Origin of the sequence: Streptomyces lasiicapitis, from assembly GCF_014646335.1 — a bacterium.
Lineage (GTDB): Bacteria > Actinomycetota > Actinomycetes > Streptomycetales > Streptomycetaceae > Streptomyces > Streptomyces lasiicapitis.
In genome coordinates, this window is record NZ_BMNG01000004.1 from 502,287 (window position 1) to 525,860 (window position 23,574).

The 23,574-nt window shown below is 70.7% G+C and carries 19 protein-coding genes; 8 read left to right on the forward strand and 11 right to left on the reverse strand.

Features of this window, described 5'->3' with window-relative positions; genetic code table 11:
• Positions 1 to 16: 16 nt before the first annotated feature.
• From gap to IEY91_RS10945, 3 genes are all read left to right on the forward strand, one after another.
• Positions 17 to 1,021: a type I glyceraldehyde-3-phosphate dehydrogenase gene (gene gap, locus IEY91_RS10935; RefSeq protein WP_164326984.1), complete on the forward strand. Its 1,005-nt coding sequence runs from the start codon at positions 17 to 19 to the stop codon at positions 1,019 to 1,021.
• A gap of 24 nt (positions 1,022 to 1,045) precedes the next feature.
• On the forward strand, positions 1,046 to 1,891 hold the full coding sequence (locus IEY91_RS10940; RefSeq protein WP_164326985.1) for a universal stress protein: 846 nt from the start codon (positions 1,046 to 1,048) through the stop codon (positions 1,889 to 1,891).
• A gap of 239 nt (positions 1,892 to 2,130) precedes the next feature.
• Positions 2,131 to 3,846 carry a sensor histidine kinase gene (locus tag IEY91_RS10945; protein WP_164326986.1) on the forward strand — a complete coding sequence of 572 codons (1,716 nt, stop codon included), beginning with the start codon at positions 2,131 to 2,133 and terminating at the stop codon, positions 3,844 to 3,846.
• Here IEY91_RS10945 and IEY91_RS10950 read toward each other — a convergent pair.
• The 4 genes from IEY91_RS10950 to IEY91_RS10965 all read right to left on the reverse strand — a co-directional run bounded on the left by IEY91_RS10950 (position 3,832) and on the right by IEY91_RS10965 (position 6,930).
• On the reverse strand, positions 3,832 to 4,854 hold the full coding sequence (locus IEY91_RS10950) for an Acg family FMN-binding oxidoreductase (RefSeq protein WP_164326987.1): 1,023 nt from the start codon (positions 4,852 to 4,854) through the stop codon (positions 3,832 to 3,834). The two genes, IEY91_RS10945 and IEY91_RS10950, sit on opposite strands and share 15 nt — an antisense overlap.
• 130 nt (positions 4,855 to 4,984) lie before the next feature.
• Entirely contained in the window at positions 4,985 to 5,686 is a 702-nt protein-coding gene (locus IEY91_RS10955; protein WP_164326988.1) for a response regulator, read from the reverse strand.
• Positions 5,687 to 5,765: 79 nt separating this feature from the next.
• Entirely contained in the window at positions 5,766 to 6,428 is a 663-nt protein-coding gene (locus IEY91_RS10960) for a CBS domain-containing protein (protein WP_164326989.1), read from the reverse strand.
• A 37-nt stretch (positions 6,429 to 6,465) separates the two neighbouring features.
• On the reverse strand, positions 6,466 to 6,930 hold the full coding sequence (locus IEY91_RS10965; protein WP_164326990.1) for a cyclic nucleotide-binding domain-containing protein: 465 nt from the start codon (positions 6,928 to 6,930) through the stop codon (positions 6,466 to 6,468).
• 324 nt (positions 6,931 to 7,254) lie between these two features.
• Between IEY91_RS10965 and IEY91_RS10970 the strand changes: the two genes are divergently transcribed.
• Entirely contained in the window at positions 7,255 to 7,881 is a 627-nt protein-coding gene (locus tag IEY91_RS10970) for a DoxX family membrane protein (RefSeq protein WP_164328787.1), read from the forward strand.
• A 36-nt stretch (positions 7,882 to 7,917) separates the two neighbouring features.
• Here the strand turns inward: IEY91_RS10970 and IEY91_RS10975 are convergent, their stop codons facing one another.
• The 3 genes from IEY91_RS10975 to IEY91_RS10985 all read right to left on the reverse strand — a co-directional run bounded on the left by IEY91_RS10975 (position 7,918) and on the right by IEY91_RS10985 (position 13,556).
• Entirely contained in the window at positions 7,918 to 10,353 is a 2,436-nt protein-coding gene (locus IEY91_RS10975) for a glycoside hydrolase family 65 protein (protein ID WP_164326991.1), read from the reverse strand.
• 2 nt (positions 10,354 to 10,355) lie between these two features.
• Positions 10,356 to 11,099 carry an HAD family hydrolase gene (locus IEY91_RS10980; protein ID WP_189173778.1) on the reverse strand — a complete coding sequence of 248 codons (744 nt, stop codon included), beginning with the start codon at positions 11,097 to 11,099 and terminating at the stop codon, positions 10,356 to 10,358.
• Positions 11,100 to 11,162: 63 nt separating this feature from the next.
• Positions 11,163 to 13,556 carry a phosphoketolase family protein gene (locus IEY91_RS10985; RefSeq protein ID WP_164326993.1) on the reverse strand — a complete coding sequence of 798 codons (2,394 nt, stop codon included), beginning with the start codon at positions 13,554 to 13,556 and terminating at the stop codon, positions 11,163 to 11,165.
• 61 nt (positions 13,557 to 13,617) lie between these two features.
• Between IEY91_RS10985 and ppk2 the strand changes: the two genes are divergently transcribed.
• On the forward strand, positions 13,618 to 14,427 hold the full coding sequence (ppk2, locus tag IEY91_RS10990) for a polyphosphate kinase 2 (RefSeq protein ID WP_189173885.1): 810 nt from the start codon (positions 13,618 to 13,620) through the stop codon (positions 14,425 to 14,427).
• Positions 14,428 to 14,441: 14 nt separating this feature from the next.
• Here the strand turns inward: ppk2 and IEY91_RS10995 are convergent, their stop codons facing one another.
• From IEY91_RS10995 to IEY91_RS11005, 3 genes are all read right to left on the reverse strand, one after another.
• A complete protein-coding gene (locus IEY91_RS10995) occupies positions 14,442 to 15,329 on the reverse strand; it encodes a universal stress protein (RefSeq protein WP_189173779.1) in 888 nt (295 codons plus the stop codon).
• Between the two features lie 23 nt (positions 15,330 to 15,352).
• Entirely contained in the window at positions 15,353 to 16,252 is a 900-nt protein-coding gene (locus IEY91_RS11000; protein WP_164326994.1) for a universal stress protein, read from the reverse strand.
• A gap of 161 nt (positions 16,253 to 16,413) precedes the next feature.
• Positions 16,414 to 17,397 (reverse strand): Acg family FMN-binding oxidoreductase, encoded by a 984-nt coding sequence (locus IEY91_RS11005; protein ID WP_164326995.1) that lies wholly within the window; start codon positions 17,395 to 17,397, stop codon positions 16,414 to 16,416.
• Positions 17,398 to 17,744: 347 nt separating this feature from the next.
• On the opposite strand from IEY91_RS11005, the gene IEY91_RS11010 reads away from it, so the two are divergent.
• The 3 genes from IEY91_RS11010 to IEY91_RS11020 are packed head-to-tail and all read left to right on the forward strand — an operon-like array spanning position 17,745 to position 21,290.
• Positions 17,745 to 17,957, forward strand: coding sequence for a hypothetical protein (locus tag IEY91_RS11010; protein ID WP_189173780.1), 213 nt, complete (start codon positions 17,745 to 17,747; stop codon positions 17,955 to 17,957).
• A gap of 58 nt (positions 17,958 to 18,015) precedes the next feature.
• On the forward strand, positions 18,016 to 18,366 hold the full coding sequence (locus IEY91_RS11015) for a CU044_2847 family protein (protein ID WP_189173781.1): 351 nt from the start codon (positions 18,016 to 18,018) through the stop codon (positions 18,364 to 18,366).
• Complete coding sequence (locus tag IEY91_RS11020) at positions 18,366 to 21,290, forward strand: nSTAND1 domain-containing NTPase (RefSeq protein WP_268240863.1); 2,925 nt, start codon at positions 18,366 to 18,368, stop codon at positions 21,288 to 21,290. Before IEY91_RS11015 ends, IEY91_RS11020 begins: the two co-directional genes overlap by 1 nt.
• Here the strand turns inward: IEY91_RS11020 and glgX are convergent.
• Positions 21,265 to 23,382, reverse strand: a complete 2,118-nt coding sequence (gene glgX, locus IEY91_RS11025) for a glycogen debranching protein GlgX (protein WP_189173783.1) — start codon at positions 23,380 to 23,382, stop codon at positions 21,265 to 21,267. The genes IEY91_RS11020 and glgX overlap by 26 nt on opposite strands.
• Positions 23,383 to 23,574: the final 192 nt, after the last annotated feature.

Below are 23,574 nucleotides of genomic sequence, written 5' to 3' on the forward strand. Positions count from 1 at the left end.
CCCCAAGGAGCCGCACATGACCGTCCGCGTAGGCATCAACGGATTCGGCCGTATCGGCCGCACCTACCTGCGCTGCGCCCTGGAGCGCGGCTCGGACGTCGAGGTCGTCGCCGTCAACGACATAGCCCCGGTGGGGACGATGGCACATCTGCTGGAGTACGACTCGACGTACGGCAGGCTCCGGGAAGACATCGCGCACGATGACGCGTCGATCATTGTGGGCGGACACCGCGTCGCGGTCACGGCGGAACGCGACCCGGCCGCGCTGGACTGGCGCGCAGAACGCGTGGACGTGGTCGTCGAATCCACGGGCCGCTTCCGCGACCGCGATGCGGCAGCCCTGCACCTCAAGGGCGGCGCCCGCAAGGTGCTGCTCTCCGCCCCTGGCAAGGGAGTTGACGCCACCGTCGTCATGGGCGTCAACCACGGCACGTACGACCCAGGACGGCACCAGATCGTCTCCGCCGCCTCCTGCACCACCAACTGCGTCGTCCCGATGGTGAAGGTCCTGCACGAGCGCTTCGGCATCGCCCGCGGCCTGATGACCACGGTGCACGGATACACCAACGACCAGGCACTGCTGGACGGCCCGCACAAGGACCTCCGCCGGGCCCGGTCCGCGGCTCTCAGCATCATCCCCACCAGTACCGGCGCGGCCCGCGCCGTCGGCGCCATCGTGCCCGACCTTGACGGGGCCCTGAACGGACTCGCGCTGCGCGTGCCCGTGGAGGACGGCTCACTGACCGACCTCACCGTGGTGCTGCGGCGGGAGACGACCGCCGAGGAGATCAACGCGGCGTTCGACGAGGCGGCCTCTGGTGAACTGTCCGGCATCCTGCGCGTATCACAGGCCCCGATCGTCTCCCGCGATGTCATCGGTGACCCCGCCTCATGCGTGTTCGACTCCGCACTCACGCAGGCCCACGGCGACTTGGCGAAGGTCTTCGGCTGGTACGACAACGAATGGGGCTACACCAACCGACTGCACGACCTGACCGAGTACGTGGCCGAACGGCTGTAAGCGGCAACCAAGGAGGCGCGTGCCATGGAACGGACTCTGTGCAGCGGCGTGGACGGATCGCCTGAGAGCCTCGCCGCGGCCCGGTGGGCGGCGGAGGAGGCCGTCCTCCGCGATGCCCGGCTGCACTTGATCCATGCAGGGGGCCAAGGGCCGAAGGGGCCGGCAGGCGCCATCGCGCGGCGCCGCGCCCGGCAGATCCTTGATGAGGCCGAGGAGCAGGTGAGGTCGGTGTGCCCGTCGGTGCGGCTGACCGACGAGCACGCCGAGGGTCCGGCAACGGCCGCTCTGCTGCGGGCGGGTGACGACGCTGTCATGATGGTGCTCGGCTCACGAGGTCTGAGCGCGGTCACGGGGTTGTTCGTCGGGTCGGTCGCACAGGGTGTCGTCGCACGTGCCACTCGCCCGGCTGTACTCGTACGAGTCGCGGAACGGCAGCCCGATGGCGCCGTGGTCCTGGGCATCGACGTGACGGAACCGTGCGACGAGGTCATCGAGTTCGCTTTCTCCTCGGCCCTTGTGCGCCGTGCGCCGTTGCACGTGGTGCACGCGTGGAGCGATCCGTCCCCCGCAAGCATCGGCCCCGGCGAGATCGCCCTGGCGGAGCAGCCGAAACAGGTGCAGGAGTGGGAGGGGTTCGTCGACGCCGTCCTGCAGCCGTGGCGTTTGAAGCACCCTGATGTCGCTGTCACGGAGACCGTCGAGAAGGGGCGCTCCGCGCCCATGCTGCTGGACGCCGCAGCCGGTGCCGGGCTGCTCGTCGTCGGCAGGCGGGTGCGGGAACGCCCGCGCATCGGCCCACAGACCGGGCCCGTGACCCATCACGTGATCCACCATGCGACATGTCCCGTGGCGGTCGTGCCGCACTTGTAGCTCGTCGGCCGCCGAGCCCAGACGGTGACTCCAGCGAAGTCACAGGGCAAGAACTGGCAGGATATCGACGGCCGATCCTGGATGTTGGCAACAGGTCTTGGCCAACGTGACTACTACCCGTATGCGAATCCTCTCGTAGGGATTGATCGACCGGTACGGTGAGAGAAAGGAGCGTGGCTGCCGAGCCGCACTTTGGCTGCGGGATCCGGTCGGAGGTAGCGGTGAGTGGGGAAGCGCACATGGGACCCGACCAGCACCTGCCCAAGCTGCGCCTTGACGATTTGCTGGACGAGCTGCAGGCGCGGATCGACGCCGCACGAGGTACGCAGGATCGAGTGCACAGCCTGCTGGAGGCGGTGCTCTCGGTGGGCCGGGAGCTCGGACTGCCGCAGGTGCTGCGGCGCATCGTCGAGGCCGCGGTCGTCCTGGTGGACGCCGACTATGGTGCACTCGGCGTGATCGGCGACGACAGCAAGCTCTCGCAGTTCCTGACGGTCGGCATCGACGACGAGCGGCGCGCACGGATTGGTGATCTGCCCAGCGGGCATGGAATTCTCGGCGAACTGATCCGGCATCCGCAGCCGTTGCGCCTGCCGGAGCTCTCCGAGCATCCCGCGTCCCACGGCTTTCCGGCGGAACACCCGCCGATGCATTCGTTCCTGGGTGTTCCCATCCGGGTGCGCGACCAGGTCTTCGGCAATCTGTACCTCACGGAGAAGCGGGGCGCCACCGAGTTCGATGCCGAGGACGAGGCGGTGCTCTCGACCCTGGCGGTGGCGGCGGGTGTCGCCATCGAGAACGCGCGGTTGTACGAGGAGGCCCGCCTGCGCGAGCGCTGGCTGCGGGCCAGTGCGGAGGTGACCAGCACCCTGCTGTCCGGGGAGCCCGGCACGAGGGTCCTGGAACTGATCGTCGAGCAGGCCCGTGACATCGTCTCGGCCGATGTGGGGATGATCGCGGAGTACGTCGCCAGAACCGAGGAGCTGCGGCCGCTGCTCGCCGTCGGCACGGACGCGGAGCGGCGCAGCGGCCTGCGGCTCTCCGCCCAGGACGGCTTCGTCGGTGCCGCCCTCACCACATCTGAGCCGGTGGTGAGCCTCGACATCCGGCATGACGCCCGCACCAGCGCGGATGCCGCGGAGTGGGCCGGGCTCGGCCCGGTCGTGGCCGTGCCGCTCGGCGCCGGCGGAAAGGCCCGTGGCGTGCTGCTGCTCGGGCGGACAGCGGGGAAGACGCCCTTCCCGGGCGCCGACACCGGGCCCTTGCTAGGCTTTGCAGGGCAAGCGGCGCTGGCACTCGAACTCGCCGAACGGCGTCAGGACGCCGAACAGGTCGCCCTCTTGCAGGACCGCGACCGGATCGCCCGCGACTTGCACGATCTGGCCATTCAGCGACTGTTCGCCGCCGGGATGACGTTGCAGAGCACTCAGCGGTTCGTGGACCATCCGCAGGCTGCCGAGCGGCTGTCACGCACCGTCGACGACCTCGACGACACCATCAAGATCATCCGATCCACCATCTTCGGCCTGCGCAGGCACGGCCACGGAGCAGCCGACGAGCAAGGCCTGCGGGCCCGCGTCGCAGAGACGGTCAGTACCTCGACCGCGTCGCTCGGGTTCGCTCCCGCGCTGCGGATCGAAGGCCTCGTCGAAACAGACGTACCGGCGGACGTCGCCGACCACACGCTCGCGGTCCTCAGCGAGGCGCTCAGCAACGTCGCCCGGCACTCGAAGGCGTCATCCGTGGACATCCACCTGCGGTGCACCGGCGACGAGTTGACCCTCGCCGTCGCGGACAACGGCTGCGGCATTCCGGACGGGGCCGCCCGGAGCGGGCTGGCCAACATGGCGGACCGGGCCCGCACGCTCGGCGGAGAGCTGACGCTCGGTGAACGGCCCGAAGGCGGCGGGACACGGCTGCTGTGGCGCGTGCCGACGAGTTCAGGGAAGGCTTGAGAACCTGCTGGGACGGGGTGAAAGTCCGCTGTCGTCGAGCACCTGACGCGCCGTGAGACGTGGGGTCGGCGGCCCCTCCGGACCGTACCCGAGGCGGATCACCATTTGGGTGTGCTCCGGACGGTCGCCCTGCTCGCCCGCCAGGCGCTCACGCAGGTCCGGCCACTCCAGTGCCTGATGCAGCAGCGAAGCGCGTACGCCGTGTGCAGTGGCCACCAACAGGACGCGTTCGAGGGCCTGTCCGGCCCGCAGCCAGTCCACCCGCCGGTCGTGGGCGGTGGACAGCACGGAGATCGAAGGGCGCTTCTCGAAGGGGCGGCTGACGAGCACGGCCGGATGCCGGTGGGCGCCGAAGTCCCGCATCGGAATCCGCTCGCGGGCGTCCTGCTGCCCCAGAGCCGCGGGCGGTACGCCGAGGCCCGTGCCGTCGATGCCGTGCACCAGGCGGCGGCTCTCCGCGGCCCGCCCGGCATCGGCGGTGGTAAGGCGCTCCGCCTCGCGCGTGAGCTGGAGAAGACGGTCCGTCCCGGCCGGACCCGGGTGGGTGAGCAGAGTGCCCTCTGCGTGCGCGGCCACGGCGAGCTCGCCCAGCAACGTGTGGGGCAGCGGCCGCCCGGAGAAGGGGAACCGGCTGCTGTGCCGGCGCCACAGAGCGTCGTACAGAGCCGACAGGCGCGTCGGCCGGCCCGTGACGGCGCTGCCGAGGGGCACGACGGCCAACAGGTCCGGCTCGGCGGGTCGGGGCAGCAGCCGGGCCACCGGGGTCCAGCCGAAGTGTGCCACCGCCACCCGGAGGTTGAAGACCGCACAGCCGACGGACAGGTGCAGGGCCCGGCCATGCGGATCGATGTGGCGCAGCCCGTGCCGCTCCACGGCACGGATCTCCAGAGCGACGTCGTCCGGATCGAGCCGGAAGCGCCACGGCTGACTGTTGTGGATCGAGGGTGCGGCCACGGCTGCGGCGACCAGGGTTTCGAGCGTGGACGCGTCCAGCACGGCAGCACACATCAGGAATTCCTCCCCGCCCGTACCGACGATTCGGCGGGGCGATGCGGTGAGCAGATCCAGCGTGGCGTCCGCAGCCGACGGCGGGGCAGGGGCCGTTCGACCTCGGGTGCTGCCGTACGGCCCCGCGGCGTCACTTCGTGGGTGGCCGCCGGGGCTCTGGCTGTTCCAGCTGCGAGGCGAGGACCGCGGCCTGTACGCGGCGGTGCACGCCGAGCTTGGCCAGGAGCCGGGAGATGTGGTTCTTGACGGTCTTCTCCGAGAGGTAGAGGCGCTTGCCGATCTCCCGGTTGGTGAGACCCTCCCCGATGAGCGTGAGGATGTCGCGCTCCCGGGACGAGAGGCCGACCAGTTCGGGCGCCACGGACGAAGTGTCGCTGGGCTCGGCGCGCAAGGAGCGCATCAGCCGGGCAGTCGTCTCCGGATCGAGCATCGACTGTCCCGAGGCAACCGTGCGTACTGCCGAGACGAGGTCGGAACCCTTGATCTGCTTGAGTACGTAGCCCGCGGCTCCGGCCATGATGGCGTCGAGGAGGGCGTCCTCGTCGTCGAAGGACGTCAGCATCAGGCAGGCCAGCTCCGGCATCCGACTGCGCAGCTCCCGGCAGACGGTCACACCGTCACCGTCCGGCAGGCGTACGTCGAGGACCGCCACGTGCGGACGCACCGCGGGACCTCGCACGAGTGCCTGCTCGACGGTGTCGGCGTCACCCACCACCGAGATGTCCGGCTCGGCCTCCAGGAGGTCGGCCAGACCGCGTCGGACGACCTCGTGGTCGTCCAGCAGGAAGACGCGGATCGGGTGTGACTCGGTGAAGGTGCGTGCCTCGCTCATGTCGACCCTTCTTCCCCGGAGAACGACGGACTGCGGGCTGTCCGTCGCGACGATCATCACCCGCCCGGCCTTCGGCGCACTAGGGCCGACCGGTCCCACCATCCTCGGTGGGCGCGAACTCCACGTCCACGACACCCTCCACCGCCCGAGCAAGACGGGCGGCCGCCGGAATCAGGTCCGGATCCCCGACGCGTCCTCTGACCGTCACGATCCCGCCGTGCACCTCGACCCATACGGATGAGCGGGGGCCGGGGAAGAGGTAGGACACCACCTCGCGGCGGACTTCCTCCGCGATCTCCTCGTCGTCCCGCAGGAACACCTTTAGCAGATCCGCGCGGCTCACGATGCCCACCAGGAAGCCTTGTCCGTCGACGACCGGAAGGTGCTTGACCCTTGCCTGCGTCATGGTCCGCGCAGCTTCGGCCAGCGTCGTGTCGGGGCCCGCGGTGATGGCGGGCGAGGTCATCAGGTCCCCGGCGGTCGTGCCGTCGGCCTTGGTGGTGTCGGCGAGCCGCCGCAGCCGCTCGCTGTGGTTGGGCGGGCTCTCGCGGAACGCGTGCTTGGGCAGGAGGTCGGTCGCGGACACGATTCCGGTGACGCGGCGGCCGCCGCCCAGCACAGGTAGGGCGCTCACGTGCTGGTCCCGCATGATGCGAACGATGTCCGTGAAGGACGTCGCGCGGCGCACGGTGACGGCGGATCGCGTCATGACGTCGCCCACGATGTGCGGGGTTCCGTGCATGGCGGTCACTCCTGTGTGGAGTCCGGAGTGCAGGGGGTCACAGGGCGCTGCCGCTGCCGTACGGGGCGTACAGGTCAAGGAGCCGCGTGCGTGTCGAGTGCAGCCGGTGGGCGACGACGCCACCCACCCACTCGGCGACGTGCCGGCCGAACGCGGCATCCTCCTGGCACATCGCCCGCACGACGGAGGCGTCGAACTCATAGGCCCGTACGGGCGCCGTAGCCTCGCCGCCCAGGTGCCAGACATGCGGGGCGAACAGCCAGGACCAGCCGATGAGCCGGCCGTGGCCCAGGGTCTCGATGACGGCCGCGCGACGGCCCGGAACGTGCAGATCCAGCGCGACCGTACCGGTACGGATGATCCAGAACCGGTCGGCGTGCCCGCCCTCCTCGAAGAGTCGGGCGCCCTGCGGGAACGACGACTCGCGGGCGATGTCCATCAGCTGCCGCTGGTCCGCCGGGGGCAGCGTCTTGAGCGTGCTCGGCATGGGGGACTGGTTCATGGCGTGCCTCCAGAAGGGGTGTGCGCACTCGCCACTTCCATGATGTTCCCGTGCCGCCCCGCAGCCCAAGGGCCCAATGGCTCCGTTGCGGGCCGTTCGGTACCGAGGCGCCGAGCGGCACCGTCGTCGGACGTGCTGTGACCTGCCTTCCGGTTCGCGCGGGCCCGGCCATGCGGCCCTTCCTCACGGGTCCGGTCGGTCCCGCACGCAGGGACCGGCCGGAACCACAGTGACGGACCTTCGGCATCCGGCGGACACTGTCCCGGGGGAGAAGAGTGAGTGATGTCAGGCACCGAGAGCACCGCTCACCGGAAGGGCATCACCATGGCCGTGCACGACCACCCGCACCGCAGCCCGGGATTCCACCTGCCGTCGTTGCGCAGGACCGCGCGCGACTCGTCCGAGCCCGCGGTGACGCACCGCGCCGACACGCACACCGCGCGGAACTACGCCTTCGCCTCGCTGCGCCTGCTGACCGGGTTCGTCTTCCTGTGGGCGTTCCTCGACAAGGCCTTCGGCTTCGGCTACGCCACCCCTTCAGGCAGGGGGTGGATCGACGGCGGTTCGCCGACCAAGGGGTTTCTGAGCGGTGTTGCAGCCGGTCCGATGGAGTCCACCTTCCACTCCTGGGCCGGTGACGGCTGGGCCGACTGGCTGTTCATGATTGGCCTGCTCGGCATCGGAGTCGCCCTGGTCAGCGGCATCGCCCTGCGGCTCGCCGCGCTGGCAGGCACGATCATGATGGCCCTGATGTGGATGGCCGAATGGCCGCCCGCCAAGCACCTCTCCGACGGCGGCGCGAGTATGTCCACGAACCCCTTGGTGGAGTACCACGTCATCTACACCGTGGCGCTGATCGCCCTCGCGGCGGCCTCCGCGGGTGACACCCTGGGTGCCGGTCGGCTGTGGTCCAGGCTGCCCTTCGTCCGGAAGAACGGCTGGCTTCGCTGACCCAGCGGTCGCGGCCCGGGGCAGGCGTGGACGGATTCAATCCGTCCGCGCCTTTTCCCGGTCGGTGAGGACGAGCGTGCAGGACTCCCCGGGCTCCACGGGCACGGTCCGGTCGGCGAGCGAGATGTCGATCGGCTCCCGGTCGGACTCCGGCACGGTGACCCGCAGCCTTCCCGCGCTCAGCCGCAGCCGCACACCCCAGTGCCCCCGGTAGCGGATCGCGAAGCCGTACTCGGACAGCTCCGGCAGCGGTACGGGGTCGAGGCGCAGGGCCCCGTCGCGGGTCTCCAAGCCGGTCAGCCCGCGCTGGACCAGATCGAGGGTGCCGGCCATGGCGCCGAGGTGGATCCCCTCGCCGGTGGTGCCGCCCTGCAGGTCGGCGATGTCCCCGGCCAGGGCCTCCTGGACGTAGGTCCAGGTGTCGGAGCGCCGGGCGCGGGCCAGGACCCAGCCGTGCACGAGGCTGCTGAGGGTGGACCCGTGGCTGGTGCGGGCCAGGTAGTGGTCGACGGTGCGCCGCCATGTGGCGTCGTCGAGCGCGTATCCCAACCGCTGGAAAAGCCCCTTGAGTTCGGCCAGTCCGAAGAGGTAGCCGAGCATTAGCACGTCGGCCTGTTTGGACGCCTGGTAGTGGTTGACGCTGTCGTTCTCGGCTTCCAGGATCCGGTCGAGGCGCCGGATGTCGCCATAACGCGCGCGGTACGACGCCCAGTCGAGCTCGGCCAGCTCGCCGTACCCCTCGAACTGGCTGATGACACCGGAGTGGAACGGCACGTGGAGTTTCCGTGACACGTCCTCCCAGGCGTCGAGCTCGCCGGAGGCGAGGCCGATGCGCTCACCGAGGTCCCGGCGCCGCGGTTCGGGCAGACCGCGGACCACGTCGAGGGCCCGGGCCAGCACCCAGGCGGCGGTGACGTTCGTGTACGCGTTGTCGTCCAGGCCCGGCTGCGAGGACCCCGGATAGGCCTCGTGGTACTCGTCGGGGCCGACCACACCGCGGATCCGGTAGCGGCCGAGCGTCTCGTCGTACGTGGCGAGCCCGGCCCAGAACCGGGCGATCTGCGCCAGCATCTCGGCGCCCTTGGTGTGTAGGAACTCGCTGTCGCCGCTCGCCTCGCAGTACTGCCACACGTTGTACGCGACGGCCGAGCCGACGTGGTGCTGGAGGCGGGAGTGGTCGGGCAGCCAGCGGCCCGAGCGCGGGTTGAGGTGCAGCTCCTGGGTCTCCTCGCGGCCGTCGCTGCCGCTCTGCCACGGGTACATGGCGCCGCTGTGCCCGGCGTCACGGGCGGCGAAGCAGGCTTGCTCCAGGCGCCGGTGGCGGTAGGTGAGCAGGGCTCGCGAGACCCCGGGGAAGTGCAGGTTGAGGTAGGGCAGGACGAACAGCTCGTCCCAGAAGACATGGCCCCGGTAGGCCTCGCCGTGCAGGCCCCGGGCCGGCACGCCGACGTCCAGGTCGGCCGTGTGCGGGGAGAGGGTCTGCAGCACGTGGAAGAGGTGCAGTCGCAGCACCGGCCCCGCGCTGTGGGGGACGTCCAGCTCCGCGTTGCGCCACAACTGCCGCCAGGCGGTGCGGTGCGAGGCGATCAGGGCGGTGGCATCGGGCGCGCGGCGTACCCGGTCGACGGCAGCGTGCAGCGGGTCACTGATGGCAGGGTCGCGCGAGGTGTGCAGCGCGACGGTCTTGTCGACGGCCACGGTCCGGCCGTCGGTGAGCGAGAGCCGCAACAGCTGCACGGCCCGCCCGTCGTCGTGTGCGACGGAGATCCTTGTCGGGGCGTCGGCGGTGGTCCGGGCGGCCAGGGCGACGCGGATGTCGGAGGTCGTGGTGCGGCAGCGCAGCCACACCGTGGTCCTGTCGTCCGAGGCGCCGGTGTGGGCGTGGGTGAGGTGGCGTGCGGCCAGTTGCCGGTAGCGTTCGACGCCGGCGTTGGTGACGGTCCCGTCGAGCGCCGCTTCGACGTCAAGTTCCCCGGACCAGCCCTCCGCGGTGAACTCGGTGCGCAGCAGCGCCAGATGAGGATCTGCCATGTGCACGAGGCGCAGTTGACGCACGGCGAGACGGCGGCCGCCGTCGTCCTCGTAGCGCAGGGTGCGGGTGAGGGTGCCGGAGCGCAGGTCGAGGCTCTGGTGGTGGTCGAGGAGTTTGTGCGTGTCCGGGGACAGCCACTCGCCCGCGCCGGTGCGGAAGCGCAGCGGCAGCCAGTTGGGCAGGTTGACCATGTCCTCGTTCTGGATCGAGCGCCCGGCCACGTGGGATGTCAGCCGGTTGTAGCAGCCCGCGGCGTACGTGCCGGGGTAGTGGACGGGGCCGGCGGCGCACTCGGGGGCGGCGCCGCGGGTGGCGAAATAGCCGTTGCCGAGGGTGCACAGGGACTCGCGGAGCCGTTCTTGTGCGGGGTCGTAGCCCTCGTACTCCCAGGTCCAGCCGGTGGGGTCGGGGTCGCCGGTCGAGCGGGTCTCGTCGGGCATGCTCAGTCCTCCGATGCGAGCAGGTCGCCGAGGTCGTTCACCACGAGGTCGGCGCCGTGTTCCAGGAGTGCGGCGCGGGTCTGCGGGGTGTCGGCCCGGTCCACGCCGACGACCAGGCCGAAGCCGCCGCGCCGCCCTGCCTCCACGCCCGCGAGGGCGTCCTCGACGACGGCGGTGCGGGCGGCGGGGACGCCCAGGCGGCGGGCGGCCTCCAGGAACAGGGCGGGCTCGGGTTTGCCGGGCAGGTGCAGGCGGGCGGCCTCGGCACCGTCGACCAGGGTGTCGAAGAGGTCCCGTACCCCCGCGTGGTCGAGGAGTTCGGGGGCGTGCCGGGACGCGGACGCAGCGGCCCGGGGGATCCCCGCCGACCGCAGGACGCGCAGCAGCCGGACCGTGCCGGGGTAGGCGTCGATGCCGTGTCGGCGCAGCCGCTCGGTGAAGAGCTGCTCTTTGTGCGCGGCGACGGCCCGCACGTCGTCCTCGGCGGGGTCGAGGTTGCGCGACTCCAGGAAGGCCCGTGCCCCGTCGAGACGTGACTTGCCGTCGACGTACCGCAGGTAGTCGTCATGGGCGTCGAAGGGGCGCTGGTGGACCTGCCGGACGCGCAGGTGGGCGTCGAAGGCCGCCTTCCACGCGACGGCGTGCACCCGCGCCGAGTCGGTGATGACGCCGTCGGTGTCGAGGACCACGGCCGCCGTGCCCCGCAGCGCGCGGGGGACGGCGGCCCGGACGGGACCGGAGCTCATCGGCGGCCGCCGGGGCCGGCGCACGCGTCCACGGAGATGCGCTCCTGTGCGGGCCGGGGCACGTCAGGCGGTCCAGGTCCAGTCTGCGACCTCCGGGAGATCGGTGCCGTGTTCGCGGATCCAGGCGTGGTGGCGCAGCCGGGTGTCCTCCATCGACTGTCGCACGTCGGCGGCGCGCACGGCGAGGCCCGGGACACGGTCGATGACGTCCATGACCAGGCGGTAGCGGTCCAGGTCGTTGCGGACCACCATGTCGAAGGGCGTCGTCGTGGTGCCGATCTCCTTGTAGCCGCGCACGTGCAGATTGTGGTGGCCGGTGCGGCGGTAGGCGAGCCGGTGGATCAGCCACGGATAGCCGTGGTAGGCGAAGATGACCGGCCTGTCCTGGGTGAACAGGGCGTCGTACTGGGCGGCGGGCATGCCGTGCGGATGTTCCTCGGCGGGCAGCAGGCGAGCCAGGTCGACGACGTTGACGACCCGCACCGCCAGCTCCGGCAGATGGTGGCGGAGCAACTGCGCCGCGGCCAGCACTTCCTGGGTGGGCACGTCGCCCGCGCCGGCGAGCACCACGTCCGGCTCCCGTGAGCTGTCCTCGGTACCGGCCCAGGTCCAGATCCCCGCGCCGCGGGCGCAGTGGGCACGCGCCTGGTCCAGGGTCAGCCAGTCGAAGCAGGGCTGTTTGCCCGCGACGATCACATTGACGTAGTCGCGGCTGCGCAGGGTGTGGTCGGCCACGGACAGCAGGGTGTTGGTGTCCGGCGGGAGATAGACGCGCACGACCTCGGGGCTCTTGTTGAGCACGTGGTCGACGAAGCCGGGGTCCTGGTGCGAGAAGCCGTTGTGGTCCTGGCGCCAGACGTGCGAGGTCAGCAGGTAGTTGAGCGAGGCGATGGGCGCGCGCCACGGCAGGCGACGGGTGACTCGCAGCCACTTGATGTGCTGGTTGACCATCGAGTCGACGATGTGCACGAACGCCTCGTAGCAGGAGAACAGGCCGTGGCGGCCGGTGAGGAGATAGCCCTCGAGCCAGCCCTGACACGTGTGCTCGGAGAGGATCTCCATGACCCGGCCGTGCCGGTCGAGGTGCTCGTCCACATGCAGCATCTCGGCCTGCCAGGCCTTGCCGCTGGCAGCGTAGACCGCCTGGAGGCGATTGGAGGCGGTCTCGTCGGGGCCGACGATGCGGAAGTCGCGCCGCTCGCTCGTCGCCGACATGACGTATTCGAGCAGGTCGCCGAGGACACGGGTGGGCTCGTGCACGGTCGCGCCGGGCTTGTCCACGGCGACGGCGTACTTCTCCAGGGGCGGCATCGGCAGCTCCCGCAGCAGCAGGCCGCCGTTGGCGTGCGGGGTGGAGCCGAGGCGCCTCTCGCCGTCGGGGATGTGGGCCAGAACCTGCTCCCGCGGTCGCCCCCGCTCGTCGAAGAGTTCCTCGGGCCGGTACGACCGCATCCACTCCTCCAGCTGCCGCAGGTGCTCCCCGTTGTCGCGGACGCCGGCCAGGGGGACCTGGTGGGCGCGCCACGTGCCCTCCACCGGCAGCCCGTCGACCTCGGCGGGCCCGGTCCATCCCTTGGGGGTGCGCAGCACGATCACGGGCCACAGCGGCCGGTCGATCCCACCCTCCTGGCGTGCCACGCGCTGGATCTCGGTGATGCGGTCCAGGGCGGTGTCCATGGCCTGGGCCATGTCCTGGTGGACCTGGAGCGGATCGTGGCCCGTGACGTGGAGCGGGGCGTGGCCGTATCCCCTCAGCAGTTCGTCGAGTTCGGCCTCCGGGATCCGGGAGAGCACCGCGGGGTTGGCGATCTTGTAGCCGTTGAGGTGCAGGATCGGCAGGACCGCGCCGTCGTGCACGGGGTCGAGGAACTTGTTGGAGTGCCAGGAGGCGGCCAGCGGTCCCGTCTCCGCCTCGCCGTCGCCGATCACGCAGGTGACCAGCAGGCGCGGGTTGTCGAGCGCGGCGCCGTAGGCGTGGGACAGGGCGTAGCCGAGCTCGCCGCCCTCATGGATGGAGCCCGGGGTCTCCGGGGCGACGTGGCTCGGCACCCCGCCCGGGAAGGAGAACTGGCGGAACAGCCGCTCCATGCCCACCGCGTCCCGGGTCACATCGGGGTACGTCTGGCTGTAGCTGCCTTCGAGCCAGGAGTTGGCGAGAACGGCGGGCCCGCCGTGACCGGGTCCCCAGATGCACAGGGCGTCCTGGTGGCGCTCCTTGATCACGCGGTTGAGGTGCGTGTGGACCAGATTGAGTCCGGGCGATGTGCCCCAGTGCCCGAGCAGCCGCGGCTTGACGTGCTCGGGCCGCAGCGGCTCGGTGAGCAGGGGATTGGCCAGCAGGTAGATCTGGCCGACCGCCAAGTAGTTGGCGGCCCGCCAGTGGGCGTCCAGCGTGCGCAGTTCCCCGTCGGTCAACGTCGTGCTGCTGTCCGGGTGCTCTTGCCTGGCGTTGGACATGAAGAACCTCGTGAACGTCGTTGGATGGGTCGAGGAGCATTCGATGAGCGAAGGAGGCGGCATGGCCGGAAAGAAGAAGAGCCCCGCGTCGCTGCCGCGTGGCATGTACGAGCGCGAGCTGCTGCGGCTGCAGACGGAGCTGGTGAGACTGCAGGAATGGGTGCGTGCCGAGGGCACCCGGCTCGTCGTCGTGTTCGAGGGACGGGACGCGGCGGGCAAGGGCGGCACCGTGAAGCGGGTCGCGGAGCATCTCAACCCCCGGGTGGCGCGGATCGTGGCTCTCCCCAAGCCCACGGAGCGCGAACGCACCCAGTGGTACTTCCAGCGTTACATCGCGCACTTGCCCGCGGCAGGGGAAATCGCGCTGTTCGACCGGAGCTGGTACAACCGCGCAGGCGTCGAGCACGTGATGGGTTTCTGCTCGAAGGAGGAGTACCGGCTCTTCCTCCGGCAGTGCCCGGTCTTCGAGCGGATGCTGGTGGAGGAGGGGATCCTGGTGCGCAAGTACTGGTTCTCGGTGAGCGACGCGGTGCAGCAGGAGCGGTTCCGGCGGCGCCTTGAGGACCCGGTGCGGCGCTGGAAGCTCTCGCCGATGGACCTGGAGTCCCTCACCCGGTGGGAGGCGTACTCGCGGGCGAAGGACGACATGCTGGTGCACACCGACACCGCGGAGGCACCGTGGTACGTGGTGGAGAGCGACGATAAACGCCGCGCCCGGCTGAACATGATCGCCCACCTGCTGGGGTCCGTGCCCTATCACGAAGTGCCGCCCCCAGTGCTGGAGTTGCCGCCGCGCCCGCCGTCGACCGGCTATGTGCGCCCCCCTCGTGACCTGCAGACATATGTTCCCGACCACGCGGCCGGGCTCTGAGCGGGGCACCGGCGTCACGTCCGCTGCGGGACGACGGCGACAGGGCACGCGGAGTGGTGGAGCACCGCGTGCGTCACCCGGCCGAGCTGGAGACCGAGGTGCCCGCGGTGACGGCGGGCGCCCACGACGAGGAGGTCGGCGGTGTGCGAAGCCTCCACCAGCGCCGTGCGCGCCACCCCCTCGACGATCCGGGGGCGCACCCGGACGGAGGGGTGCTCCGCCGCGGCGTCCCGCAGGGCTCGATTCAGGAGGTCCGTGGCGCGTTGCTCGTGGTCGCGGGCGGCTTCCGCGGCGCTGAGCGGGGGATCGGCGGAGTCGTGCGCGGGACAGCGCCACGCTCGTACGGCGTGCAGTGCGGCGTGGCGGTCGGCGGCCTCCTGAAACGCGAAGGGCACCGCCACCGAGTCCGGTTCGTCGCCGACCCCGAGTACGATCCGCTGCTCGGCCCTGGTCCTGGCCCGCTGCCCAAGGCCGTCGCGCAGCACGATCACGGGGCAGGAGGCCCGGGCCGCGACCGCCAGACTGACCGAGCCGAGCAGCAGCTCGGCGACGCCGCTGCGGCCGCGGGACGCGACGACGACCATGGACGCGTTGCGGGCCTCGCGGACGAGGGCGCTCACGGCATCGGCGCGCAGTACTTCGGGGGAGACCTTGAGGTCCGGATTGCGGCGCCCTGCCCGGATGGCGGCGGAGTCGACGATCGTGTCCGCTCGTACCTGCTCCGAGGGCTTGCCCAACACCTCCGCCAGCGCGGGCCCCTCATAGCGCTCCCACAACGAGGCGTACACCAGCCGCAACGGCACGCCGCGCAGGGCTGCCTCGTCCGACGCCCAGTCCACGGCCCGCAAGCTCGCAGCGGAGCCGTCGACGCCGACGACCACGGGCAGTTCCATGCTCGGCATCTCTCTCACCCGTCCTCTTCGGGTCAGTCGTGCGGGACGACGGCGACCGGGGCGGCCGCGTGGTGGAGCACCGCGTGCGTGACCGGCCCGATGCGGGGACCGACCGGCGAGCTGCGGATTCGGCGCCCGACGACCACGAGCGAAGCTTCCTTGGAGGCGGCGGAGAGGTGGTCGGCAGGCCTGCCGGGGCGGGATTCCGCCCGCACCTCGACGGACGGGAACTTCTGCCGCCAAGAGCCGAGGACCTCGGTCAGTGCGGCCGCGTCGTCCTTGGCCAGCCGTGCGTTGAGTTCGGGGTCCGCGGGGAGGCCGTAGGCGAAGTACGGAGGCAGCGGCCAGGAGTGGACGACGCGCAGGGCCGTGTCACGGCGTGCCGCGGCCTCGAAGGCGAACTCGATCACCGACGCGTCGGGGCTGTCGGCGTCGAGCCCCAAGACGACGGGCCGATACGACGTCGCGGCGGACGGGATTCCGGACGGATCCTGCTCGTGCTCGTCCGCAGCCTGTTCTCCGGCCCGGACGAGGACCACCGGGCCTCGGGCGTGGGCCACCACGGCCTGCCCCACGGATCCGACCAGGAAGCCGCCGAGACCGCTCAGCCCGCGCGACCCAAGAACCAACAGCTCGCTGCCGTCCGCCGCGGTGGCCAGCACCTCACTGGGCCGCCCGCTGAGCTGAGCCACGCTCACGGACACGCCGGGGTGGCGCAACCTGAGGCCGTCGGCCGCTTCGTGGGGCACCCGCACCGTCTCAGACTGCTGGCTCTCGGCACCGAGGAACGGCGCGTATGCCAGCGGAACGGGCTGCCAGACGCTGACCAGCTTCAGCTCCGTGCCGAGCAGTTCCGCCTCGCGGGCCGCCCACTCGGCGGCGGCACGGCTCTCGGGCGAGCCGTCGAAACCGGCGACGACAGTGCGGGACATGATGCGTACCTCCTGGTCAGGGCCGGAATCGCCGAGGGCGGGCGAGTGCCCTCCCTCTGATGCTTCACGGCCTCGATTCGCACCTGGATTCGATTTCAGCGTCGTGTGTGGGACGACTGAGGTGGAAGGGCCGACCGGGTCCCGGCAGGGGCCGACCGGCCCTACCCGAACTCCAGGACCTCGCGCACCGGGCGACGATGGGTCGTCGGCCCGTGCGGTCCGTGACCGATGCGCAGCACCATCTGCACGAAGCCCACGGCCGATGTCGGATCCCGCACGAGCTCGCGCAGGTCCGACCACTCCAGGGCATGCGACGTGAGGGAAGTGGCCAGGCCGTCGAGCGTGGCCTGCAGGAGGACGCGTTCCATGGCCTGGCCGGCGCACAGCCAGTCGGCGGGCCGGTCGTCCGCGGTGCCGAGCAGGGCCAGGTTCGGGTGGGACTCGAAGGCGGTCGTCCCGCGGTCGGAGACGGGCCGACGGCCGGCGAAGTCGCGCACCGGGGCGCGGCCGCCCCGCTTGTGCGGGCCGAAGGCGTACTCGGGGACGCCTTCGGTGGCCGTGTCGGCCTCGGCCGCACCGAGCCGTGCCCATCGGGCGAGGTCCTGATCGCGGGCCGGCTCGACGCCGTCACGCCCCTCGGCGTCCTCGACGAGGTCCAGCAGCAGCTCCAGATGCCAGGTGGCGGGGAACAGCAGAACGGCGCCCTCGCGGTCGGCGGCGTCGGTCAGCAAGGCCCGCTGAGCGTCCGAGAGCCCCTGCTCGGAGAAGGGATAGCGGCTGGTGTGTCTGCGGTGGACCGCCGGATACAGCCGTTCCAGGTCGGCGTCGGTCTTCTCCGGAGGGCCGTCGGACAGACTGATGAGGGCGAGCAGCCCCGGATCGGCGTGGTCGGGCAGCAGACGCACCTGCCGCAGTCGGCCCGCATGCGCCGCCGCGACGCGCAGATTGAACAGGGCGGCTCCGCAGCCGATGTGCAGGGCACGGTGCGACGGATCGGAAGCGGGCATGGCACGCGCCGGGTCGGCGCGCAGTTCGAGGGTGCCGCTGTCGCGCAGGAAGCGGAACCGCCAGGGCTGCGCGTTGTGCATCGACGGTGCGGTCGTCGCATCGGCGACCAACCGCTCGACGGTTTTGTCATCAGGCATGGTGGCTCCCTCACAGGCTCGCGCCGGGGCGGCGCAGAGAGGAACCGTCGCTCCTTCCACGATACGGGCTCGCCACGGCGCCGACAGATGTCACCCGGCAGCGGCAGGAGTGCCGGACCGGCCGGGCCTGCCGGACGACGTCCGTGTGGCTGCGCCTCGCGGCTCGGTGGGCGTACCGGCCCGGCACCTTTGAGAGTGATGCGGTGCCCCACCGCACACCAGGGGCCACCCGGCCCCGGCAGTCGGGCCGGTCCGGTACGTACGGCGAGCCCTGTGGCATCTGCGCGGCGGCCGCGCGGCGATGTTCGATGAAGGCAGGGAAAACAGGCGAAAGGAAGGGGAGCATCGTGGGTACGTCATTGACCCCGGAGTTCTGGAGGCTGTTCGCCGTCCTCTTCGTCATCGCCCTGGCAGTGGTCTTCGCCGCAGCCACCGCACTTGACGCGCTCCTGCTGTGGGTGCGTCGGCGCCGGCCCCACAGCCGGTTGTCGTCGGAGACGAGGGCGTCCCGCGCGGCACCGGCCAAGTCCAGGGAAAAGCCTCTGACGCGGGCTGTGTGACGGTGGCACTTCGCGAGACGATGCAGGGCTGAGACGGGGTGGTGCAGGGGAGGGGCCGATGACCGAGCTGGTGCGTATTCCGCTGGACACCGGGGAGTTCCTGGTCGCGGAGGTGGACCTCGCCGACATCCCCGAGGAGTCCGTGGTCCTGGCCTCTCCCGAGCCGGGACGTGCGGTGGGGCAGGCGTCCCGGACCCTGGAGTCGAGCCTGCAGAGCCTCCGCCCCGCCTTGACCGGACTGGCGAAGACGCTGGAAGAGTTCAGCCCGGACGCGGTGTCGATCGAATTCGGGCTCAAGCTGGGAGGCGAGACGGGGGTCATTCTCGCCAAGGGGACCGCGGAGGTGCATTTCACCGTGACCGTGCAGTGGGCGTCCTCGCCAGTGCCCGCCGAACCCTCGCGTACGTGATGGTCGCCTCCGGTGCGGCCGTCGTCCGTTTCCGCTCTTCGGGTGGCGGGATCGTGGGACACGGTGTCCTCGTGGACGAGGAACACGTCGTCACCTGCGCACACGTTGTCAACGCGGCACTCGGCCGTCCACCGCGCAGCGCCGACGATGCCACGGGGCAGGTCGTCCGGCTCGAATTTCCGTTGCTGGCCCAGCTCGCCGCGCTGGCACCGGAACGCCTTGCCAGGGTCGACGTCTGGGCAGGGCCGGGAACCGCGTTCGACGGGCTCGACGTAGCGGGGTTGACGCTCGTTGATGAGGCCCGGCCGATCGGTGCGACCCCCATGCCCTTGGCCCACGAAGACCGCACGGAGGGGGACGTCCTGCTGTTCGGGCCGGTCGAGGGCCGCCCTGGTGGTTGGGTCTCGGCTCAACTGCGGCCCCTGGTCAAGCAGTTCAGGCAGCAGATCGACCAGCGCGCCCATGGTGCCCACATGGCACAGCCCCGCTACAGCGGCACGCCCGTCCTCGACCCACGGACGGAGCGTGTCCTGGGCATCCTGGTGGCCGTCGCGACCAGGCGTGACGACGCGGACGTCTACGCGATCCCGGTGACCAGCCTGGTGGCTGCATGGCCCGCGGCCTTCGCCCCGCTGCCCGTCTCTCCGTACAAGGGGCTGGAGGCATTCGGCCGTGATGATGCCCCCCTCTTCTTCGGTCGTGACGCGATGACCGACGAACTGGTCTCGGCCGTGGACGCCTGCGGCCTCGTACCGGTGGTCGGCGCGTCGGGCGCGGGCAAGTCGTCACTGGTGCAGGCCGGTCTCGTGCCGCGCCTGGAGGCCGGACGTACCGACTGGCGGTTCGTTCTCGTCCGCCCCCGCCCGCGCCTGGAGACGGCCTTGGCAGCGGGTTTCGCCCGCGCCGCGGGGTCTTCCGCGAACGTGCCTTTGTCCGAGTTGGAGGCATGGCAGGCCCGGATCGGCTCCATCGGCCTGTCGGGGGCGGGAGACCTGCTGCTGGCGGCGACCGGCGCGGATCGGCTGCTGCTCGTCATCGACCAGTTCGAGGAGACTGTGGACGACTCGTCGGCTACGCATGGACTGCTCGACGGGCTCGCGGAACTGGCCGGGTGCGAGCGATCCGACACTGTGGCGGTGCTGACCCTCAGAGAGGACGCCTTCGGCCGGTTCTTCGTACTTCCCGGGCGGTTCGGGGAGGTGTTGCGGCGGACGGCGGTGGCACTGCGCGGCATGGAGCCCGAGGAGCTCAACGCGGCGATCGTGCGGCCTGCCGGACTCCGCGGCATGACCCTCCACAGCCGAGTGGTGCACCAGTTGGCCTCGCTCGTCGAAGGACGCCCTGGCGCACTCCCCCTGCTGGAGTTCACCCTGGACCGGATGTGGTCGACCTTGCAGCGAGGCCAGCACACGCTGTCCTTCGAGGCGTTGGTGGAGATCGGCGGACTCGACGGTGCGCTGGCCGAGTACGCCGACGGCGTCGTGACGGCCCTCGCTCCCGCGGAGCGCACACTCGTACGGCAGCTGTTCCTCAACCACCTGACAGTGCCCGACCAGCCGGGCGTCCGCCGGGTGGCCGTCCGCTCGGAGCTCCGGCCCGCAGAGTGGTCCATCGCGATCCGACTGGCCAACGAGCGGCTGTTGACCACGAACCGCAGCGACGACGGCGAGGAAACCGTCGAGGTGGTCCACGAGGCACTGCTGAACGCCTGGGGCACACTCGCGTCCTGGCTCAAGGAAGAGGAACCCTTCCGCAACTGGCGTCGCATGCTCGCCTACGCCATGCGCCGACGCGACGCCGGCGACGAGACAGCCGTGCTGACCGGACCCCTGCTCACTGACTCCGAGCGCTGGCTGGCGGAGCGCCCGTCCGACGTCACCGTCGAGGAACGTCGCTTCATCAGCGCGAACCGCGAGTATCAAGACCGCGAGGAGCGCAGGTACCGAACCCTCTTCGAGGACTCCCTGGCGCGCAACCTCGCCTTGGCCGCGCAGCGCGCCGACGACGCGACAGCCGCCTTGCTCCTTGCTGTTGAGGCACTGGAGCGCTCCACCGATCCGCCCATGGATCTCCTCGTGCGTTCCTGCCTGCACCGAATGGGGCGGACCGACCTTGAGCACGTATCGGGAGCCGGATACGAGAGTGCCTTGAGGCGAACGGCCAACAGGATCCGTCTCCCCGAATGGGCGGAGGGGCCTCCCGGGCGCTGGTCGACTGCGCCTGGGGCGACGCGCCACTGGACGCTGGGCGACGAGAACACCAGCGTGCTCATCGACACGCGGGGGCGTGTGCGGGTGTGCTGGGGCGCCGCGGGAAGCGGAGCTGACGTACCTCTTGCCGCCCCGGCCGTGATCGCCGCCTGCACGGACTCGGCGACGGCCTTGTGCCTGGGCACGGAGGCGGGTGAGCTGCACTTCTACCAGATCACGGACTCTGTGGAGGAGATGTGGCGTGTCATGCTGCCGACTGCCGCGACCTGCGTGGCCGTGGACGGCCAGGGCAGCAAGGTCGCCGCGAGTTGCGACGACGGCGTCACCAGGGTGCTGTCGGCGCAGGCGGACGGCGACGAGGTCCTGGCGCTCGCCTCACCGGGGTTCGTCGAAGATCTCGACTTCGCACCGGACGGCTTGTCCCTCGCGGTGCAGATGGCCGAAGGCTGTGTCGCTGTTTGGGACCTCACCTCGGGGGACCGCCGTTGCGACGCCGAGGCACCCATGGATCATGTCGCCTTCAGCGCCGATGGCGCCCATCTGGTCTACCAAGGGCGCCATCGCAACCACGCGGAGGGGGTCGTCCGGATTCCACTCCACGCGGCACGCCTCGCAGCGCTGGCCCGCGAGGCGGCGGGCCGAGACCTCACCGACGACGAATGGCAGCGCCACGTCGGGATCCCACCTGTCACTGCGCCGCGCGTCGTAGGATGACGAGACTGTGCTCGACCAGCGTCAGTCGCTCTCCTGCCTCCGCCTGCCGACCAGTAAGCGCCGGTATCCCGCCGCCCTCTTGGGCAGTGTCGGCCACCGTCTGCCACTGCGTTCCCTGGTTCACCGGCACCACGAAGTCGAGGGGCTCGGCGGAGGCGTTGAACATCAGCAGGAACGAGTCGTCGGAGATCCGCTCGCCGCGCTCCCCGGGCTCGGAGATCGCGTTGCCGTTGAGGAACACCGTCAGGGCGCGCGCCTGCGCCGCGCCCCAGTCCTCGCCCGTCATCTCCTCGCCCTCGGGCGTGAACCAGGAGATGTCCGACAGCTCGTCGTGCGTGCCCTCGACGGGGCGGCCGTGGAAGAACCGGCGCCTGCGGAACACCGGATGGTTACGGCGCAGCCACACCATCGCGCGCGTGAACTCCAGCAGACCGTCGTCCCGCCGCCGCCAGTCCATCCAAGTCAGTTCGTTGTCCTGGCAGTAGGCGTTGTTGTTGCCGCCCTGCGTGCGCGCGAACTCGTCGCCGTGGCTGAGCATCGGCACGCCCTGGGAGAGCATCAGGGTGGCGACGAAGTTGCGGATCTGCCGGGCGCGCAGCGCGAGGACGTCCGGGTCGTCGCTCTCGCCCTCGACGCCGCAGTTCCAGGAGCGGTTGTGGCTCTCGCCGTCCTGGTTGTCCTCGCCGTTGGCGTCGTTGTGCTTGTCGTTGTACGCGACCAGGTCGTGCAGCGTGAAGCCGTCGTGGCAGGTGACGAAGTTGATCGACGCGAGCGGCCGCCGCCCGTCATCCTGGTAGATGTCCGCCGACCCGGTCAGTCGGTCGGGCAGCGAGGCCGGATGGAGGCCTCTCCCGTGCCAGAGGTCCCGAACCGTGTCGCGGTATTCGCGGTTCCATTCAGCCCATAGCGGCGGGAAGTTGCCCACCTGGTAGCCGCCCTCGCCGACGTCCCACGGCTCGGCGATCAGCTTCACCTGGCTGACCACCGGGTCCTGCTGCACCAGGTCGAAGAACGAGGAGAGCCGGTCCACCTCGTGGAACTGCCGCGCGAGGGCCGCCGCGAGGTCGAAGCGGAAACCGTCCACATGCATCTCCGTGACCCAGTACCGCAGCGAGTCCATGATCAGCTGGAGGACCATCGGGGAACGCATCAGCAGCGTATTGCCCGCGCCTGTGGGGTCGGCGTAATAGCGTGCGTCATGGGTGAGGCGGTAGTACTGGGCGTTGTCCAGGCCCCTGAAGGACAGCGTCGGGCCCAGGTGGTTGCCCTCGGCCGTGTGGTTGTAGACCACGTCCAGGATCACCTCGATGTCGGCCGCGTGCAGCGCCCGCACCGCCGACTTGAACTCCAGGACCTGCTCGCCCCGGTCGCCCCAGGAGGCGTAGGCGTTGTGGGGCGCGAAGAAGCCGATGGTGTTGTAGCCCCAGTAGTTGTTCAGGCCAAGGTCGACGAGCCGGTGGTCGTTCACGAACTGGTGGACCGGCATCAGCTCCAGGGCCGTGACGCCCAGCTCCGTCAGATGCTCGATGACCGCGGGGTGCGCGAGCGCCGCGTAGGTGCCCCGTAGCTCGTCGGGCAGCTCGGGGTGCAGCATCGTGAGGCCCTTGACGTGGGCTTCGTAGAGGACGGTTTCGTTGTACGGAGTGCGCGGCGGGCGGTCGTCGCCCCAGTCGAAGTACGGATTGACCACCACGGACGTCATCATGTGCGGCGCCGAGTCCAGGTCGTTGCGGCGGTATCGGGAGAACCCCACTTCGTGACCGAACAGAGCCGGTTGCCAGTCCAAAGACCCGGAAACAGCCATGGCGTACGGGTCGAGCAGTAGTTTCACAGGATTGCAGTACGTCCCTCGGAACGGATCCCAAGGCCCATGTACGCGGAAGCCGTACCGCTGGCCCGGCGTCACGCCGGGCAGGTAGGCATGGCGTACCAACGCGTCGGACTCGCGCAGCTCGACGGCGGTCTCCGAGCCGTCGTCGTGCAGCAGACACAGCTCCACTCGGTCGGCGGCCTCGGAGAAGACCGCGAAATTCGTGCCGGCGCCGTCGTACGCGGCGCCCAGGGGGTACGCCCGCCCAGGCCAGACCTGCACCCTCGCCCCTCCCCGAGAACGTGGTCCCCTGTACTGCGGGGCTAGGACAAAGACGCCACCGCGGGGCATCCGGCGAAAGGGGCCGAACGGCCCTGCCCGCACGGTCACATCGGGCCCTGGGGAGAGCCGGAGCAAGGCCGTACGGCACCATGCAAGCCTCCTCACGGCCCCTGCCCCGGGCCTCCGGCGCGC